Origin of the sequence: Flavobacterium laiguense, from assembly GCF_003097655.1 — a bacterium.
Taxonomy (GTDB): domain Bacteria; phylum Bacteroidota; class Bacteroidia; order Flavobacteriales; family Flavobacteriaceae; genus Flavobacterium; species Flavobacterium laiguense.
The window spans coordinates 176,998-195,579 of sequence record NZ_QCZH01000005.1; the positions used below are offsets into that span (position 1 = coordinate 176,998).

Below are 18,582 nucleotides of genomic sequence, written 5' to 3' on the forward strand. Positions count from 1 at the left end.
ATAAATTATGTTTTTCAATTCCCTGGCTTTTGCCGTGTTTTTACCGATAGTGTTTTTCTTGTATTGGTTTGTTTTTAATAAAACAAAGAATACTCAAAATGCACTCCTCATTATTGCGAGTTATTATTTCTATTCCTGTTGGGATTGGCGTTTTTTGTTTCTGTTGGTTTTCTCTACATTTTTAGACTATTATACCGGAATTAGAATTGAAAAAAGCAGTACCGAGAAAGGACGGAAGTTTTGGTTTTGGTTGAGTGTTGGCGTCAATTTGGGATTCTTGGGGATTTTTAAATACTATAATTTTTTCTCCACTTCGTTTGCACAAATGCTTACTGCTGTAGGGGTTAAAGCGAGTCCTATTTTATTGGATGTCATCTTACCCGTTGGAATTTCTTTTTATACGTTTCATGGTTTGTCCTACGTGATTGATATTTACTATAAGAGAATCAAGGCCGAGTATAATTTTGTCGATTACTCTTTGTTTGTGAGTTATTTTCCGCTTTTGGTGGCGGGCCCTATTGAGAGAGCCACTCATTTATTGCCTGAAATAAAAGTTAAACGTGAATTTGATTTAGAAAAAGCCAAAGAAGGAGTCTGTCAAATCATTTGGGGATTGGTCAAGAAAGTGGTTATTGCCGATACGTGCGCTACTTATGCCAATGCCATTTTTGATAATTATGCAACCATGAATTCTTGGTCTCTGATTTTGGGCGCCATCTATTTTGCGTTCCAAATTTATGGTGATTTCTCTGGATATTCTGATATGGCGTTGGGGATATCAAAATTGTTTGGACTGGATTTATTGCGCAATTTTAATTACCCCTATTTTTCAAGAGATATAGCCGAGTTTTGGCGTCGTTGGCACATTTCTCTCACCACTTGGTTTAGGGATTATTTGTACATTCCGTTGGGTGGAAGCAAAGGTTCTAAAGCCATGCAAATCAGAAACGTTTTTATTATTTTTCTGGTAAGCGGTTTTTGGCATGGCGCCAATTGGACGTATGTGACTTGGGGATTTATCAATGCATTGTATTTTTTGCCACTGCTATTGTTAAGTAGAAACCGGAATAATCTTGAAGCAGAGACTCTAAAATGGAATTTTGATTCGGTTGGAATAATTGGGCGCATGTTATACACTTTTTCGTTAACCTGTATAGCCTGGGTATTTTTTAGAGCCAAAACCATATCCGACGCCTTTTTGTATTTGAAGCGAATTGTAGTGAATAGAGAATTTAGCTCGCAATACCTTTTGAATGAGCGTTACAATTATGAATTGCTCTTGATGGTGGGCGTATTTGTTTTGGTAGAATGGAATAATAGAACCAAAGAAGAGCCTATTTCTGGGAAATACAATACCGTTAAAATGGCTCTGGCTATAGTTGCCATTCTCGCTTTTGGAACCTATTCGGATTATAAAGAATTTATATATTTTCAATTCTAATGAAAAAGTTTATACTATTCACTTTAAAAATGTTAGCTTTAACGATAGTTATCGCTGTTGTTCTAGACTTTTTATATACTGCTGTTTATTTGCAATCGAGCAATCGAGGTAAAATAGATCATATCTATAACTCTAAAAATAGAAATTTTGATGTGGTTATTTTAGGATCATCCAGAGCCAACAATCATTTTGTTTCACAAATGTTTGAAGACAAAGGGCTGAAAACATTTAATTACGGCATGAGTGGCGGACATTTATTCGAAGCTTCTTTGCTTTTAAAGTTAATGATGGAGCGGCATTATAAAATTGCAACTGTAATTCTCGAAGCTGATTTGAATTTGTCGAATGACCATCAAGCGGAGGGAATTTCGGCCAAGTTCTTGCCTTACTTGCATCAGTCGGAAACCATTAAAAGGCATTTTGAACAAGAGGACGATTTTAAGGAGTTGTATTATATTCCTTTTTACCGATATATTAAATTTGATGCTCGTATTGGTTTTCGAGAAATGTTTTTTAGTGTGATTCATAAAAAAACAACACATTTAAATAATTTAGGGTATTATCCATTAGGCAAAAAACCGAATGCTAATTTGAAAAATAATATTGTCAATTTAAAACCTTTACAACACAACCGATACTACGAAGAAATCAAGCAAATTTGTAAGGCCAATAAAATCAATTTCATAGCCGTAATGACCCCAATGTGTGAAAACACTGAGGGAATTAATTATTTTGATAAAGTGCAAAAACTCTATCCCGAAATTCATAATTATGAAAATGTAGTGGTTGAGGATAAATATTTTTCGTCTTGTGGGCACCTGAATAATACAGGCGCAAGATTATTTACCGCTCAAATTTTGAAGGACTTTTTTAATAAATAGGGATATGTTTTAAAATAAACCGCATTCAATTTTAAACATATAAGTAGTGTAAGTTAAAGAAAGTTATTTTTTCAAATTAATGGTTAAAAGTGAACATAAGTTAAAAACGTTCGTTGTAAGACTTTGTGGCTTTGCTTAAATGAACTATTGGTTTTACTTGATTTTATTCAAATTGAAAACTTATATGACTTATATGTTTTACAAATGTATTTTACAAAATGCTGTTATTTATGGGATTAAGCAATAAATAGAAAATCATGCACATAGCTTTTTTGACCTCTGAATATCCTCATGAACGCGTAAAATATGCGGCAGGAATTGGTACGAGTATCAAGAACTTGGTGATAGCTTTGGCTAAAAGTGGAGTTAAAGTTTCCGTTTTTGTTTATGGACAGGAAGAAGAGACTTTTTTTCAGGAAGAAGGCGTTAAAATTCATTTGATAAAAGCACAAAAAAATAAAGTGCTAGGTTGGTATTTACATCGAAAATACATTCAAAATTATCTTAATACATACATTGTTTCAGAAGCAATAGATTTGGTTGAGGCCCCCGATTGGACAGGAATTACCGCTTTCATGAATCTGAAAGTGCCGGTTGTAATTCGCTTTCACGGAAGTGATACTTATTTTTGTCATTTGGAACAACGAAAACAAAAACTCAAGAATTTTTGGTTCGAAAAATTAGCGGTAAGTAATGCTCAGGCTTTTATTACCCCTACTCATTTTGCAGGAGAATTGTCGAAAAAACTTTTTGATATCAAGAATAAAACAATCCAAACCATTCACCACGGATTGAAACTGGATCAATTTGAAAATGCAAATCCCTTGGTTTATGAGAAAGGGTTTATTTTGTATATTGGTACGATAATCCGAAAAAAAGGGGTGTTGGAATTACCCGTTATATTCAATAAAGTAAGAGAAAAATATCCCAATGCACGGTTGGTTTTAATTGGAAGTGATTCGTTTGATATTCAGACAAAATCGGAATCCACATGGGGATTATTGCAAAAAGAGTTTAAAGGAGAGGATTTAAACAACCTTACTTATTTAGGAAAGATTCCGTATCACGAGGTACAACAATACATCAAAAAAGCCCACGTTTGCGTTTTTCCTACTTTTGCAGAGACTTTAGGGATGGTAACTATTGAATCCATGGCTTTGCAAAAGCCTGTGGTAAATAGTAATATAGGTTGGGCGCAAGAATTGCTGGTTGATGGAGAAAATGGGTATTTGGTTTACCCCAAAGATCACGATTTGTTTGCCGATAAAATAATTGGTTTGTTACAAGATGATAATTTATGTTGTACCATTGGGAGTGCAGCAAGGATAAGAATAGAAACTATCTTTGATATAGAAAGAATAGCAAAACAAAATGTAGCTTTTTATAAAACGTTAATCTGTTAATTTTGATTGTAATCTACCATAATAGCAGTTGTATTACCAGAGTTGAATCCGAAGAGGATAAGACTATAGTCTTTGATAGAAAAAAGACTATTGCATTTGGATTAATGCAAGTAGCCATTCAGTTTCCGGAATCAACGTTAGTTTGGTGTCATCAAGAATGCCAAGAGCAAATTGATATAGCAGTCGTGCCAGAAATACTGCATCATCAAAAAATGATGCTATCTTATAATCCGACTGATTGTAATTATCTAGGAAGTAAAATTGGTTATGTCGAAGAATCCCCTTTTATCAATGTAAATAAAAAAGTAACCTATCCTACTTGGCAAATGAGTAGTTTAGTAGGTGTTATTCACGCCACTGTTTTAATTGCTTTTAAAGATAAAATCAAGCTAGATTCGGATTTTGATTATTATCTCAATTCTATCGCCAAAATTGGTATGTCTTTAGGGTTGTTGTGTTATTCTGAACCTAAATTGTTAGTTAAAGCTCAAATTAAAGTAACCTCAAGTGCCTCTGTATTTACTCTTTTTAAATTTGTAAAGCAACATTATAAAACACGTTGGATATTCTTATTACTGCTGAATATACTGCTGTATGAGCGTCGATTTCTTTTTTTTGCTTTCATTTTTGCTCTTTTTTTTAAAAATAGAAATAGGTGTTCAATTTCTTTAGCGAGTATTCCTGTTCAATCCAATAGGCATATAGTTGAAAGGGCAACAATCGATGTCATTATCCCTACTATTGGGAGAAAGCAATATTTGTACGATGTATTGAAAGATTTAGCCAAGCAAACCCATTTGCCTATTAATGTGATTATTGTAGAACAAAATCCACAAGAGGGTAGTGTTTCAGAATTGGATTATCTGCATACCGAAAAATGGCCATTTGAGATTAAGCATACTTTTACCCATCAAGCAGGGGCATGTAATGCAAGAAATTTGGCTTTGAACCAAGTTGAAAGCGAATGGGTTTTCTTGAATGATGATGACAATCGATTTGAATCGGATTTAATAGAAAAAGTGTTTGAGAATATTAAAAAATATGGAGTTAAAAGTGTTACTACATCCTATTTGCAGCCCAATGAATTACTTCAAAATTCAATTATTTCTCAATCTGGTATTTTTGGTTCAGGTAATAGTTTCTTAAAAACGGAATTATTAAAGCAAGTTTCTTTTAATGAATCTTTAGAGTTTGGCTATGGAGAGGATACTGATTTTGGTTTGCAGTTGAGAAATTTGGGGATTGATATAATCTATTTTCCAAATCTCAATATTTTACATTTAAAAGCGCCAATGGGAGGATTTAGAATAAAGCCTACTTTTGTTTGGTCTAATGAAAAGATACAACCCAAACCTTCTCCAACTATTATGTATGTGAAGCAGAAATACAATGTTAGAGAGCAAGTAATGGGATATAAAACCACGCTATTTTTTAAATTTTTTAAATTTCAAACTATTAAAAACCCTTTTAGGTATTTAATTTATTATAAAAAACAGTGGAAAAAAAGCGTATATTGGGTAAATATATTGAAAAATAAGTCATGAAATCGCCATTAACAATCAGTTTGTTGCAAACAATTGAAAATCATCGAATACCGACGATAATAGAATATTGTGAGATAAACACCGATAAATAAAAAGCGATACCATATGTGACCTCTGATAAATAAATTTTACACATATGAAATTTTCATTAATCATTTGCACGTATATGCGTCCAAAACCGTTGCTTCAATTGTTGCAATCGGTTCGGGAACAATCGGTATATCCAGATGAAATTCTTATTGTCGATGGTTCTACTGATAGGGAAACCGAACAAATAGTAACGGATAACCCTTTTCAAAATCTAAAATATTCTCTAGTTCCAAAAGAACATAGAGGTTTGACTAAGCAACGAAATTTTGGAATTGTTCGAGTTGATTCGAATGCGGAAGTGGTTTGTTTTTTGGATGATGATACAGTTTTAGAAAAAGGCTATTTTGAGCAATTACTAAATACGTACCAAGTATATCCGGATGCATTAGGAGTGGGTGGGTACATTCATAATGAAACAAAGTGGGAATGTGTTGGGGTTAATTATCAGCCTAAAATAAACGAGTTTTTTTTTGATGGATGGAAAAGAAAAGATGGAAGCCGATTTATTTTAAGAAAAAAACTAGGTATAGACAGTGATTGTGCACCAGGATTTTCTTCTTTATTTTCGCATGGAAGAAGTGTTGGTTTTCTACCTCCAAGTGACAAAACGTATGAAGTGGAGCAATTGATGGGAGGGGTTTCTTCATTTAGAAAAATTGTATTTGAAACTTTTCAGTTTTCTACTTATTTTGAAGGCTATGGTTTGTATGAAGATGCCGATTTTAGTTTGAGAGTAGCCAAAAGAGGTAAGTTGTATCTCAATACTGCAGCACAGTTAAATCATTATCATGGAGATTCAGGACGACCCAACCAATACCAATACGGGAAAATGGTAGTTATAAACGGCTGGTATGTGTGGCGTGTAAAAAATCCAAAACCAGTATGGAAGGATCAACTCAAATGGCATTCTATCACAATACTTTTGATAATCATACGATTTAGTAATATCTTTAACACTATAAAACGAAATGAAGCCTTTACCGAAGCATTGGGAAGAACTGTAGGTTGGTGGAGTTTGATGATTAGTAAACCAAAATAATTAATCAGTTTTTTTTGATATTGGAATATAATAAATACTAAAAGTAAATTTTTATGAGATTGGAAATTTCTTCTTGGACACATCATTTGAATCAATTAATATATTCTTATTTTTATTATTGTGAAAAAGAAGATTTAGAACTGAAAATAATTTTCAATAATAAGGTTGCTTTTAACGGAGCAGTATTGTTTTTAGAGGGAAAAGAAATTTTTTTTGATTATTCCGATGACAGCAGGTTTATTGACTTTCCAGAGAATTTTGATTATTATTTTAAAAGATCTTTGCTTGTTACCAATATAATTAAAAACGTTTACCCTCTTAATTTTAATGTTCCAATGGCATATAAGTCAGTTTCATTAACATTAAAATTAAGTAGAGATTTGTTGCTTTATAAACCAAACAGGACGGAAGTTATTCGAGCTTTAGATAGATTTTCAATATTTACTAATTCATCTCATAGCGTTTTAGACATTAGACATTATCCGAAAAAAAATGAGGACACAGGCGGTAATGTGATTTTTCATACAAGATTATGGGATCCAAATAATCATCCTGATGCTGATGAAAAAGAACGTAGAAGACTTCAAAATGATTTTAGAATTAATGCGTGTAGAATAATTAAGAAAAATTTCACAAACTCATCAGTTGGTTTGTTTTCGGACGATCTTTCAAGAAATATGGCTCCAGATATTCTATTAAGTTGTAAGGATTCTAATAAAAAAATATATTTTGACAAATTGAAAAACTATAATATTGGCATAGCTGATGATGGTTTAAAAGATACTCCTGGTTGGAAAATTGGAGAATATTTATTATTTGGAAAATCAGTTATTACTACTCCATTAAGTATTAGTTTAGAGAATTTCAAAGAGAATATTAATTACGGGAAATTATCAACTCGATCTGCTTTTAGTGAGTTACCTGATAAAATTGAATATTTATTAAAAGATAAAAAGTATCTTGAAGTTGGGAATAATAATCTTGAATGGAGTAATGAATATTTGCATCCAAAAAATTATATTAAAAGAGTACTATCAATTATTGGAGATAATAATTAATTTGTTTTTTAAATGAAATTTGCTGTCATCACCCATGTGCCTCACATTCAATTAAAAAATCTGTATTTTGCGTATGGACCTTATGTAAATGAGATGAATATTTGGTCAAAATATAGTGATGAATTAATTGTTTTGGCTCCTATGCAAAAAGCTGATAAAACAGCTATGGATTGCTCTTACCATAATAGTAACATACAATTTGTGCCAATTGGCCAAATTAGTTTGAGGGGATTACAGGCGGTTTTGAATGCGATTTTGAAGACGCCCAAGATTTGCCGGCAAATTTTTAAAGCCATGCGCCAAGCCGATCACATCCATTTGCGTTGCCCTGGCAATATTGGTTTATTGGGTTGTTTGGTTCAGATTTTATTTCCCAATAAATCCAAAACGGCAAAATATGCGGGTAATTGGGATCCGAAAGCAAAACAACCTTGGAGTTACCGTTTGCAAAAATGGATTTTGAACAATACGTTTTTGACTAGAAACATGCAAGTTTTGGTCTATGGGGAATGGGAGGGAAGCACTAAAAATATAAAGCCCTTTTTTACGGCTACCTATTCCGAAGCGGATAAAGTACCGATGAAACCATTGAATTTAAAGGGGGATATACATTTTATTTTTGTAGGGGCATTAGTGTCAGGAAAGAATCCATTGTATGCGGTACAGTTAGTGGAAGGTTTATATAAAAGAGGATACGACGTATGTCTAGATTTATATGGAGAAGGAATAGAACGTAACGCTTTAGAGTATTACATTATTTCAAATAATATAGACAACATTATAAAGTTAAGAGGGAACCAAAATCAAGATACGGTTACCAATGCCTATCAAAACAGCCATTTTGTACTTTTGCCTTCCAAAAGTGAAGGTTGGCCAAAAGCTCTCGCCGAGGGGATGTTTTGGGGTTGTGTTCCAATTGCTGTACCAATTTCCTGTGTGCCTTTTATGCTTGGTTATGGAGAAAGAGGTGCATTGTTGCAAATGACCCGAGAGCATAGCTCGAACTGGCGCAGCAATTTAGAACAAGATGCTCAACAACTGGAAACGATCATAAATGATGAAATAGGTTTTGATGCTAAAAGGAAAAAGGCTTTAGATTGGTCACGAAAATATACACTTGATGTTTTTGATTCAGCAATAAAAAAAATGATAAATCATGAAACATATTATAAAAACTAGAATTTTTAAAATGCTTTCATTGCTTCCTAATCGTTTGGGATATTCATTATATCATTTTTTACAAGATAAAAGCAGTAAGCTAACAGTGGAGAGTAAAATTCAATCTACATATAGCACTTACATGAGTGTAGTAAGAATATTGCAGAAAAACAATATAAACCTTGAAGGGACCAGAATAGCTGAGTTAGGTTCTGGCTGGACACCTATTTTTCCATATCAATTAATTCTAGAAGGAAATGCTAAGCGTGTCGATACTTATGATATAAACGAGCATTATAATCTAAAACAAATTAAAAAACTAAACGATTATTATAGTAACAGTTATAATGGTACTGTTGAAATTGAGAATAAAGGTAAATACCCTTTATTAAATGCAGTTACCTATTTTCCTAAAACAAATATTTGTAATGGAAAATTTGAAGATATCGATATGGTATTATCTAGATTTGTACTAGAACATGTATCACCCAATGAAATCATAGAGATTCATGATTTTTTGTTTTCTAATTTGAAATCAGGTAGTTATGTGTTACATTTAATTTCACCAAGTGATCATAGAGCATATGGTGATGATTCACTTTCATTGCAAGATTTTTTAAAATACAGTGAAAAAGAGTGGAATCAGATCCAAACTAAATTTGATTATCATAATAGATTAAGGCTTCCTCAATATTTAGCACTTTTTAAAAATAAATTTGAGATACTATTTTTTGAACATGATAAAATAAATATTGACTCAAAAGGGTATGAAAAATTTAAAGAATTAACAATTCATGAAGACTTTAGAAAGTATAGTGATGAAGAGTTAATAGCAGGAAGTGTAAATATATTATTGAAAAAAAAATAAATCTATGAGAATCATTCAAATCATAGATTCCCTTGAAGCTGGTGGAGCCGAGCGCATGGCGGTAAATTATGCCAATACTTTGGCTGATGAAATTGAATTTTCGGGTTTGGTTGCTACTCGAAAGGAAGGTACCTTGTTCAATCAAATCAATCCTAAAGTTTCGTATTTGTTTTTGAATAAAAAGGAACAACTTGATTTAGCGGCAATTTTAAGATTACGGTCTTTTGTTCTAAAAAACAAAGTGACTCATATTCATGCACACAGTACTTCTTTTTTCTTAGCGTTTTTATTAAAATTGATTTGTCCTTACTTGAAAATCATTAGGCACGATCATTATGGGAACAATGAATTTTTAGAGACTAGACCTAATTTTGTATTGAAACAAACAGCTTCCTTTTTTAACGGGGTTATTGCTGTAAACCAAAAGCTTAAAAATTGGTCAGAAGTACAATTAAAAGCTAATAATGTTATTTATTTGCCTAACTTTCCAGTAAAAGAACTAGGTGATGATGACCATACAATCCTAAAAGGGTTAGATGGAAAACGGATTGTCTCTTTGGCTAATTTAAGGGAACAAAAAAATCATTTTTTACTCTTGAAAGTAGCTAAGAAACTAAAGCAATCGCATGCAGATTGGACTTTCCATTTGGTGGGAAAAGATTTTAAAGATAAGTATGCTGCGCAAATTAAGGAATTAATAATTGATTACGATTTAGAAAATAATGTATTTCTATATGGTTCCAAACAAGATGTAGAAAACATACTCAATCAATCATCAATTGCTGTTTTGACTTCACAATCCGAAGGTTTACCAGTTGCACTTTTAGAATATGGATTGTGTAAAAAAGCGGTTGTTGTTACTAAGGTTGGAGAAATGCCCATGGTAGTTCAGCATAAAATCAACGGTTTTATTGTAGATTCAGATGAAGCCGATTTATTTTACGAATTTCTGGTCAATTTGATATCCAATATGGAGTTGCGATCTGATTTTGGAAAAGCACTTTATAATACCATTCAAGCCGATTATACTGCTGAAAGTGTAATAAAAAAATATTTAAATTGGTTACAGAGTAATTTATAATAAGAATCCTGAATCTAGTTCCCTGAATCAGATTCTATGATTAAAACAGAGCATGAATAGAACCGAATTAAATTCTCAGAAATTGGAACGTTTAAAAATGTCTTTTAGGATTAGTTTGTTGCTGATCTTAAAAGAAAGAATGTTATTGTATGTGGTTTCGGGAATGATAATTTCATTTTTTTATAATTTGCCGGTAATAAAATACAGTGTTACAGGAGAAAACGAATTTAGGTTGTATGATGTTTTAGGGGTATTTGTATTTTATTATTATTTTAAATTTTACAAAACGATATCCATTCTAATTAAAGGGATAAATTACTTAAAATTATTGCATAGATTCATTATTTGGGCGGGATTTGGAATAATACTGACACTTCTATTCAGCATTGCTAATGATAGAATCTCGTTTTTTTTTCAAGTATTATTATACTTGTATCATTTTTGGGTGTTTTATTTGAGCTCTATTTTTATTTATGTATTTTGTTTAAATCCTATCAACAGAAAGTGGTTTGTTTATGTTATTGTCGTTGGGTCAATGATTGTTGGTGTGATTGTAATTCTTCAAAATTTTAGAATTGTGCCTTTTCTTTGGAGCGATCTTTATAGGTCAGCTTATAGTGGGTTTAATTCGGGAACTTTAGGGCCAAATAAAATTGTACTGGGAATGACCTCATTTATTGTCTTTGTGCTATCAATTGGTGTTTATCTTGAAAAATCAATTCGCATTAATAAAACGGTAATAATTGTATCGATTGCTTTAAATTTATACATTGTTATGTTGTCAGGTTCTAGAACAGCATATCTTGCACTGCTGATTTTCTTGATTTATTTTGCAGTTTTCAGCACATTGAAATTCAGCTACGTTACTATATTGGTTTTAGGACTCTTCTTTCTAACAATCAATATTAATGGTGATTTGTTTAAAAAAATTGATGAAGTTATCAGTAATAGAGTAACAGATAAAATTAAAAACAAAGAATCTATAGAAGAAGGAAAAGTAGGTGAGCTTTATTCAGATTTGGGCTCTGGTCGCGATCGGCTTTCTACGGGTAATTTGTATTATTTGCTAGAGAATCCACAAATCATTCCTTTTGGGATGGGATTTGTAAATAGATTTTCGAATGCGCCGGGATTATCAGCCCATAATATGTATATTCAGGTCGTCAGAGAATTAGGAATTGTTGGATTTGTATTGTATTTTGGTTGGCTTTTAAGTTATTTGTTTATTGATTTCAAACAGTTTAAGGGATTTTCATTAGCTTTGAAAGGCTTAATATTTTCAATGTTAGTAACATTATTTTTTGGGGAACATCTCTATATATACAGGCCGTTGTTTGGTTTTTTGGGTTTATTTTTAGTAATATCAAATATTTTTGTATCAATACTGCATAAAAATGAATAAAAAAAATAAAAGGATAGCTGTCGCAATACCGTATTATAACGCTGCGAATCATATTGTAAAAGTAATAACCGATTTGCCCGATTTTATCGATGCTGTTATCATTGTTAATGACAATAGTGCTGAACCGCTACCTTATGAAAGAATCAAAAAAATAGGTAATGTCAAAACACAGTTGGTTATCCTAGAGAATGAAATTAATTTAGGAGTTGGAGGAGCAACCAAAAAAGGATTTCAATATGCAATTGATCACGGTTTTGATATCGTTGTTAAAGTTGACGCAGACAATCAGATGGATACGTCTTATCTAGAGAAAATGCTCAAACCCATAATTAATGGGAAAGTGAAAATGTCTAAAGGGAATAGGTTTAGGGATTTAAAATCAATTGAGAATATGCCAATTGTGAGACGAATTGGAAACTTGACTCTTTCTTTTTTAACTAAGGCGGCAACAGGCTATTGGAATAATTTTGACACTACAAATGGGTTTATAGCCATTAAAGTCAGTCTTCTTAAAAAAATTGATTTTTCTAATTTATCCGACAACTATTTTTTCGAAACCTCTTTAATTGCGGAACTCTATTTTACGGGAGCTCCAATCAAAGATATTGCAATGCCAGCAATTTACGGTGACGAAAAATCCAATATGAAAATTTGGAAAATGCCAGTAATTTTTCTAATTAACCTGATTAGAGTTTTTTTTACAAGAATAATTAAAAAGTATTTTCTCTTTGATTTTAATATCGGTTCGCTTTACATTCTTTTTGGAATACCCTTATTCCTTTTTGGAGTGTTTTTTGGATTATATGAGTGGTGGTTTTATGCTTCTCAAAATATTTTTGCACCTACGGGAACAATAATGATTGTTTCTCTATCGATAATTATTGGATTTGAGTTATGGCTCCAAGCCATGCAATACGACATTTTTAATGCTCCAAAATCAAAGTGAAAATGAATAGCAAACTACTGGGATTTGTTTTTTTCTTAAACTTAGCCATAGCCTTAGGTTTCTATTACGACGACCGAAATGCAAATGCAACTGATATTTCTTCGGATTTAGGAAATATAATTCCGGTATGTATGAAGCTTGACAATCCAAGCTCTTTTAAAAATGATTTGTATCTAAATGATAGTAAAGATGTAGCGTATTATACTCCATTCTACGTTCAATCGTTGCGTTATCTTTCAAAAATAACGAAGGGAGACTATATTGAAGCGCTTAATATATTGGGTTTTATTACTCATTTAAGCTATGGAGTATTGTGGTTTTTATTGTTTTATGCTTTAAAAAACGAGTATTGGCTTGCCATTATTTCTTCGTTACTTATTAGAGGAGTTGTATGGCCTCCAGGTGGGGAATTATTAGGAATTTCAGAGCTTTGGACCATAATGCCAAGAACCGTTTTTTTGGCCTTGGTACCATTGCCTTTCATATCTTATGTTTATTTAAAAAAATATAAGATTATGATTTCCGGTTTTTTGCTTGGCTTTATACTTAATTTTCATCCACTAAGTGGTATTGGTATAATTGTAGTTTACTTTTCAATGTTTATGCTGTATAACTATTATCAGAAAACAGTACAAAACAATTTGTTTGTGAAAAATTTGATAGTGCTAATGTTGTCCTGCTTTGTTGGATTATTACCTTTTTTGTTTACTTATTTCGCAGCAGTTAAAACGGATTTACATATAGACTCTACTATTTATGAGTTAGCTCTTAGAAGCAGAATAGGTTCTATGTTTACGGATCCTCTAGAATTTATAACTAGATGGAACAGACCGCCATTGATTTTTTTTGGAACAGTTTTTTTTATTTATTACTTTTTTGACACTAGTTTTAAAAAGATAAATTTTAAAATACTTTTTTTTACGGTATTAATTGTCTTTGTTTCCGCTAATTCATTTGCCTATTTTGAGAGCTTAATCAACGAATTGTTTGATTCCAATATTAGAATGTCCTTTCAGCTGATCAGGTATCAAAAGTTTATTTTAATATTATTTGAAACCGGTTTTTATTTATTGTTAGTAGAATTGTTTAACAAATATCTTGTTGGGTCATTATTTAAAATGATAAGTTTTGTTGGCTACACAATAGTTCTAATCATATCAACATTACCCATTTTTAAAAACATTCCATTTGTTGGTGATGATATCAGTACAAAAGTATTGCCACGATCATTCAAAATTTATAATGAGAAAGAAGATAAGAGGAAAACGGATTTAGGGTTAATGCTTGAATATGTAAAAAAGAATACTGAAAAGGATGCGGTTTTTTATGGACCATCTCTTGTACGTACTGCTGCGAATAGAGCAGTTGTACTAGATGCGAAAGGGGCTTCAATGCTTATTGAGGGAAATCCACATAAGTTTGTTCAGTGGTATATAGATTTAAATGAATTCAATTCATTTAAAAACAGTTTTGACAAAATTAACTTTTTAAAAAAGAAAAAAGTTAATTATATCTTAGGCAATACTGTTTGGAAAGATGCAATATTAATTAAAAAATTTGGAGAAATGCAATTGTATAAAATTTAAAAATCACAAAGCAGAAATTGAAAAACCTACTGTACATAGGGAATAAATTATCCAAGCATGGGGTTACTCCAACTACCATTGAAATTCTTGGGCCACTTTTGGAACAAGAGGGTTTCGTCGTGATCTATACTTCTTCATATAAGAATATTTGCCTTAGGATGATTGATATGCTATGGTCTGTTTTTCAAAACAGAAAAGCAGATTATGTACTGATTGACACCTATAGCACTACTAATTTTTGGTATGCATTTGCTACTTCTCAGTTGTGTCGATTGTTGCAACTAAAATACATTCCAATTTTGCACGGAGGAAATTTATCTTTCCGATTGCAAAAAAATAAAAGGATTTGTAGCTTGATTTTTAATTATTCCTATAAAAATATAGCTCCTTCCAATTATTTATTGGAAAAATTCAAGGAGCAGGGTTTTAATAATTTAATTTGCATTCCTAATAGTATTGAAATAAAAAACTATCCTTTTCAAGAACGAAAAAAAGCTTCTCCAAATTTTTTGTGGGTGCGTTCTTTTACCAAAATGTACAATCCTTTAATGGCAGTTGAGGTGTTTTCTATGATAAAAAAGAAATATCCCGAAGCGACACTCTGTATGGTTGGACCAGAAAAAGATGGAAGTTTATTAGAAGCTAAACAAAAAAACAAAGATTTAAAATTGGATATTCTTTTTACGGGAAAATTATCGAAACAAGATTGGATAAGTAAGTCTAAAGAGTATGCTGTTTTTATGAATACAACTTGTTTCGATAATATGCCCGTAAGTGTAATAGAAGCCATGAGTTTAGGATTAGCGATAGTTTCTACGAATGTTGGAGGTATTCCTTATTTATTGGAAAATAAAAAAGAAGGGCTATTAGTGCAAGACAATGATGTTGATGAAATGGTTTTGGAGATTGAAAAATTGTTAGAAGATGATAATTTATTTGTAAATTTAGCAAAGAATGCAAGACAGAAAGCTGAGTGTTTTGATTGGGAATGTGTTAAGCATAAATGGTTTACCGTATTTCAATGAAAAACAAATGCTATCTTTATACGAAATGAGCATGACCCTAAAATTGGTGGCAAAAAAACAATAAAGATATGTGACTCGAGCGAATGCGTACTGGCGAAGCAATTACATATGACCGATACAATGCAATAAAGATCTACATATGAAATCGCCATGACAAAATTTGTCACAAACACCAATGAAGATCCGGCGATACCATATTCCAACAAAAACAATATTATCTACATATGAATAACCAAAAAAACATACACTTCGAGATTTCAGAGAGAAAGCTCTTATTGCGCCTCTTCGATGTGGTTTTTGTTTTGGGCGCTATGTATCTTGTTGGGTTTTTATTTAATTTTGAGTATTTTATATTTTCTGTCACCAACTATTATTGGGCAATACTTTTGGCTATTTATATAAATGTATTTGGGGCTGTTTTTGAAATGTACAATCTACAAGTGGCCAGTAATCATTTTCAGGTGCTAAAAAGTACTGTTCTTACGACTACTGCAACGGTGGTTTTTTATTTACTAACCCCTATTTTATCTCCCCAATTACCAAAGAACAGGCTTCAGTTGCTGGTTTTTTATCTGGCTTTTTTTATTGCATTGTACACTTGGAGAATGATTTATGTTCGGTTTTTGGCCTCCAATCGGTTTGTTCAAAAAGTGGTGTTACTATGTGATAAAGAGCAGGTCGAAGAACTAATTTTGGGGCTTGAAAGTGCAGATCCCCATTATAAAATAATAGGATACATAAATTCAGATACATCTATTGACGATAATTTTGAATGTCATCACGTTCGTTGTATAAAAAGAGAAGAATTAAGTTCATTTGTAACAGAAAATGGAATTTCTGAACTTGTGGTGGCATCCCAAAAAACAGATGGAATAACGGTAGATTTGTATCATCAGTTGATTCAGTTGTTAGAATCAGGGGTAACTATTCGGGAATATGCCCAGGTTTTTGAGAGCAAAACACTCCGTATCGCAGTGCAATATATTGCCAGAGATTTTCACCGTTTTTTTCCTTTTAGCCGCAGTAACCAAAATCATTTGTATTTGTCTATTGTCAGACTATTTGAAATTGGCTTGTCGTTAGTTGGCATAACTATCGGTCTTGTTTTGATTCCCATAATTTTCATTGGAAATTTTTTTTGGAACAAAGGAGAATTGTTTTATACCCAAGAACGGGTGGGAAAAGATGGTGTTGCATTTGAAATTATAAAATTCAGAACCATGATTGAAAATGCGGAAACCAAAGGGGCCGTCTTTACTACAACCAATGATTCTCGTGTCACTAAGTTTGGAAAATTTCTAAGAAAAACAAGAATAGATGAGTTCCCCCAGTTCATTAATATTCTAAAAGGAGACATGGCAGTGATTGGTCCTCGTCCGGAACGTCCTTATTTTGTAAATAAAATCGCTAAAGTAATGCCTTTCTATGAGACTCGCCATATCATCAAGCCAGGTCTAACAGGTTGGGCCCAAGTGAATTATTCTTATGGAGAAAAAATGGAAGACAGTTTGATTAAACTCCAGTATGATTTGTATTATATTAAACATCGAAGTGTCTATTTGGATCTGGGCATTGCTTTCAAAACAATTTCTACCGTTCTGTTTTATAGAGGGCAATAATAGTATAGGTCAATCGCAAAATATACCAAGTGTTTTTTTTGCCACAGATAAAAAAGATTAACACGGATTTTATCAAACAGACATAAAATCCGTGTTAATCTTTTAAAGCTATTTAACCCTTTTTTAGGTTGTTAGAAATCAGTTTTTTTCGGCGTCTTGGCTTTAGCCAATCCGTGTCATCTGCGTTCCATTGTCAAGGCTTTTCTCAGTTAGCAATTCTTTGTCAAAGTCCCAAACCCACTTTCTTTAAATCTGTGACTAGTTTTATTGGTTTGATATGAGTAATGAATAGCCATATTATATAATTATCGGAATACGTTTTTTGTTTCTAACGGCGAGTCTTACTAAAACAAACATATTGGTTACTAAAATAGGTGTAACTAGTAGCAAATGAGCTTTGTTAAGTATCAAAAAGAAATACAAAACCATCATCAGGATATTGAAACCCGCTAGTTTATAGATCCATTTTGTGTTTTTTGTACGCCAAAAATAGAACAGGATCAGTAGCGTAGGGTTGAATAATAAGGTGTTGTAATTGTATCCTAATTCATGATGGGAGGAATAAAAACCTAAAAAAACAAATAACAATCCAAATAAGGTTATCGTCGACAGATAAATGAAATCAATTGCTTTTTTATTTATTAGGATTACAAAGCCTAAAAGTAAAAGGTAAGAGTAATAATTATTCCACCAAGAAGTTGGAATTTCCTTTTCAAAGACTAGTATCGCTTTAGTTTCTCCGCACAAAGGGTGATTTTGGTATTGAATGAGTTTTAAGCTTTTAAGAAGCTCAAAAGGCAAAAATATTTTAGTGCCCATTTGATCCACTTTTCTTCCAAATAGGATACTCGTCCCTAGCTTTTCATAAAAATGATTGTCAAAATAAGGATATAAAATAGTTCTATAGGTTAGATCAGTATCTGCTTTTTTGGTGATTATTTTTGCTTGTAATGTTTTGTTGATGACATCTACAACTTTTGAAGTACAATTGTTATCTATAAATTTATAGTTGTACAAGCGTTCATCAGACAACATTGATTGGGCTAAGTTGTTAAATAATTCTTGTTTAAGCGCTAGTGGAATATTTAATTCTTGTTCGTAGACATCTCTTTTTTCATAAGTGTATTGATTGATAAAATCTGCATATCGATTGTTTACTATGAAATAATTCAAATCCCCTTTTACAAACTGCATCACAAAATTTGGGGTGTCAAAATCAAAAGCTCCATAGTTATAAACCACATCCAGATTGTTGTCTATGTCGCTTACCCTTATTGCGGTATGGCCAAATAAAGAATACGATTCATTTCCGGTACCGCAAGTAAGTATGCTGATATGGGCATTTTTTGACAATGCAACATCTTGACCAAATGAGTTGTAAATTGAACTCAGTAAAAGAATACAAACGAATATTTTTTTTAATAGGGGAGTTTTCATTTTT

General features: G+C 32.0%; 15 protein-coding genes. 14 read left to right on the forward strand and 1 reads right to left on the reverse strand.

The features are described 5' to 3' along the window. Nucleotides 1-7: 7 nt before the first annotated feature. The 14 genes from DB891_RS07200 to DB891_RS07265 all read left to right on the forward strand — a co-directional run bounded on the left by DB891_RS07200 (nt 8) and on the right by DB891_RS07265 (nt 17,141). Nucleotides 8-1,441, forward strand: a complete 1,434-nt coding sequence (locus DB891_RS07200) for an MBOAT family O-acyltransferase (RefSeq protein ID WP_116762019.1) — start codon at nt 8-10, stop codon at nt 1,439-1,441. After that, the gene (locus tag DB891_RS07205; RefSeq protein ID WP_116762021.1) at nt 1,441-2,322 is read left to right on the forward strand and encodes a hypothetical protein; all 882 of its coding nucleotides are present in this window, start codon (nt 1,441-1,443) and stop codon (nt 2,320-2,322) included. The genes DB891_RS07200 and DB891_RS07205 overlap by 1 nt, the downstream gene beginning before the upstream one ends. Before the next feature lie 257 nt (nt 2,323-2,579). Then, nucleotides 2,580-3,725 carry a glycosyltransferase family 4 protein gene (locus DB891_RS07210; protein ID WP_116762023.1) on the forward strand — a complete coding sequence of 382 codons (1,146 nt, stop codon included), beginning with the start codon at nt 2,580-2,582 and terminating at the stop codon, nt 3,723-3,725. A gap of 2 nt (nt 3,726-3,727) precedes the next feature. Continuing rightward, on the forward strand, nt 3,728-5,269 hold the full coding sequence (locus DB891_RS07215) for a glycosyltransferase family 2 protein (protein WP_116762025.1): 1,542 nt from the start codon (nt 3,728-3,730) through the stop codon (nt 5,267-5,269). A 136-nt stretch (nt 5,270-5,405) separates the two neighbouring features. After that, entirely contained in the window at nt 5,406-6,398 is a 993-nt protein-coding gene (locus tag DB891_RS07220) for a glycosyltransferase family 2 protein (protein WP_116762027.1), read from the forward strand. Between the two features lie 53 nt (nt 6,399-6,451). Beyond that, nucleotides 6,452-7,456, forward strand: coding sequence for a hypothetical protein (locus DB891_RS07225; RefSeq protein WP_116762029.1), 1,005 nt, complete (start codon nt 6,452-6,454; stop codon nt 7,454-7,456). A 12-nt stretch (nt 7,457-7,468) separates the two neighbouring features. Next, a complete protein-coding gene (locus tag DB891_RS07230) occupies nt 7,469-8,635 on the forward strand; it encodes a glycosyltransferase (protein ID WP_116762031.1) in 1,167 nt (388 codons plus the stop codon). Continuing rightward, nucleotides 8,613-9,482: a hypothetical protein gene (locus DB891_RS07235; RefSeq protein ID WP_116762033.1), complete on the forward strand. Its 870-nt coding sequence runs from the start codon at nt 8,613-8,615 to the stop codon at nt 9,480-9,482. The genes DB891_RS07230 and DB891_RS07235 overlap by 23 nt, the downstream gene beginning before the upstream one ends. A gap of 4 nt (nt 9,483-9,486) precedes the next feature. Beyond that, nucleotides 9,487-10,563, forward strand: coding sequence for a glycosyltransferase family 4 protein (locus DB891_RS07240; protein ID WP_116762035.1), 1,077 nt, complete (start codon nt 9,487-9,489; stop codon nt 10,561-10,563). A 454-nt stretch (nt 10,564-11,017) separates the two neighbouring features. Continuing rightward, nucleotides 11,018-11,965 carry an O-antigen ligase family protein gene (locus DB891_RS07245; protein WP_189337119.1) on the forward strand — a complete coding sequence of 316 codons (948 nt, stop codon included), beginning with the start codon at nt 11,018-11,020 and terminating at the stop codon, nt 11,963-11,965. After that, nucleotides 11,958-12,911 (forward strand): glycosyltransferase family 2 protein, encoded by a 954-nt coding sequence (locus DB891_RS07250; RefSeq protein WP_116762039.1) that lies wholly within the window; start codon nt 11,958-11,960, stop codon nt 12,909-12,911. Before DB891_RS07245 ends, DB891_RS07250 begins: the two co-directional genes overlap by 8 nt. A gap of 2 nt (nt 12,912-12,913) precedes the next feature. Then, on the forward strand, nt 12,914-14,497 hold the full coding sequence (locus DB891_RS07255) for a hypothetical protein (RefSeq protein ID WP_116762041.1): 1,584 nt from the start codon (nt 12,914-12,916) through the stop codon (nt 14,495-14,497). 17 nt (nt 14,498-14,514) lie between these two features. Continuing rightward, nucleotides 14,515-15,522, forward strand: coding sequence for a glycosyltransferase family 4 protein (locus DB891_RS07260; protein WP_116762043.1), 1,008 nt, complete (start codon nt 14,515-14,517; stop codon nt 15,520-15,522). A 224-nt stretch (nt 15,523-15,746) separates the two neighbouring features. Beyond that, a complete protein-coding gene (locus DB891_RS07265; protein ID WP_116762045.1) occupies nt 15,747-17,141 on the forward strand; it encodes an exopolysaccharide biosynthesis polyprenyl glycosylphosphotransferase in 1,395 nt (464 codons plus the stop codon). Nucleotides 17,142-17,438: 297 nt separating this feature from the next. Here DB891_RS07265 and DB891_RS07270 read toward each other — a convergent pair whose 3' ends face one another. Beyond that, nucleotides 17,439-18,578, reverse strand: coding sequence for a lipoprotein N-acyltransferase Lnb domain-containing protein (locus tag DB891_RS07270; protein ID WP_116762112.1), 1,140 nt, complete (start codon nt 18,576-18,578; stop codon nt 17,439-17,441). Between the last annotated feature and the right edge of the window lie 4 nt (nt 18,579-18,582).

Excerpts from the sequence above, each read along its gene's own strand:
- DB891_RS07200 (WP_116762019.1), top strand. The coding sequence starts at position 8 with ATGTTTTTCAATTCCCTGGCTTTTGCCGTGTTTTTACCGATAGTGTTT.
- DB891_RS07205 (WP_116762021.1), top strand. The coding sequence starts at position 1,441 with ATGAAAAAGTTTATACTATTCACTTTAAAAATGTTAGCTTTAACGATA.
- DB891_RS07210 (WP_116762023.1), top strand. The coding sequence starts at position 2,580 with ATGCACATAGCTTTTTTGACCTCTGAATATCCTCATGAACGCGTAAAA.
- DB891_RS07220 (WP_116762027.1), top strand. The coding sequence starts at position 5,406 with ATGAAATTTTCATTAATCATTTGCACGTATATGCGTCCAAAACCGTTG.
- DB891_RS07225 (WP_116762029.1), top strand. The coding sequence starts at position 6,452 with ATGAGATTGGAAATTTCTTCTTGGACACATCATTTGAATCAATTAATA.
- DB891_RS07230 (WP_116762031.1), top strand. The coding sequence starts at position 7,469 with ATGAAATTTGCTGTCATCACCCATGTGCCTCACATTCAATTAAAAAAT.
- DB891_RS07235 (WP_116762033.1), top strand. The coding sequence starts at position 8,613 with ATGAAACATATTATAAAAACTAGAATTTTTAAAATGCTTTCATTGCTT.
- DB891_RS07240 (WP_116762035.1), top strand. The coding sequence starts at position 9,487 with ATGAGAATCATTCAAATCATAGATTCCCTTGAAGCTGGTGGAGCCGAG.
- DB891_RS07250 (WP_116762039.1), top strand. The coding sequence starts at position 11,958 with ATGAATAAAAAAAATAAAAGGATAGCTGTCGCAATACCGTATTATAAC.
- DB891_RS07255 (WP_116762041.1), top strand. The coding sequence starts at position 12,914 with ATGAATAGCAAACTACTGGGATTTGTTTTTTTCTTAAACTTAGCCATA.
- DB891_RS07265 (WP_116762045.1), top strand. The coding sequence starts at position 15,747 with ATGAATAACCAAAAAAACATACACTTCGAGATTTCAGAGAGAAAGCTC.
- DB891_RS07270 (WP_116762112.1), bottom strand. The coding sequence starts at position 18,578 with ATGAAAACTCCCCTATTAAAAAAAATATTCGTTTGTATTCTTTTACTG.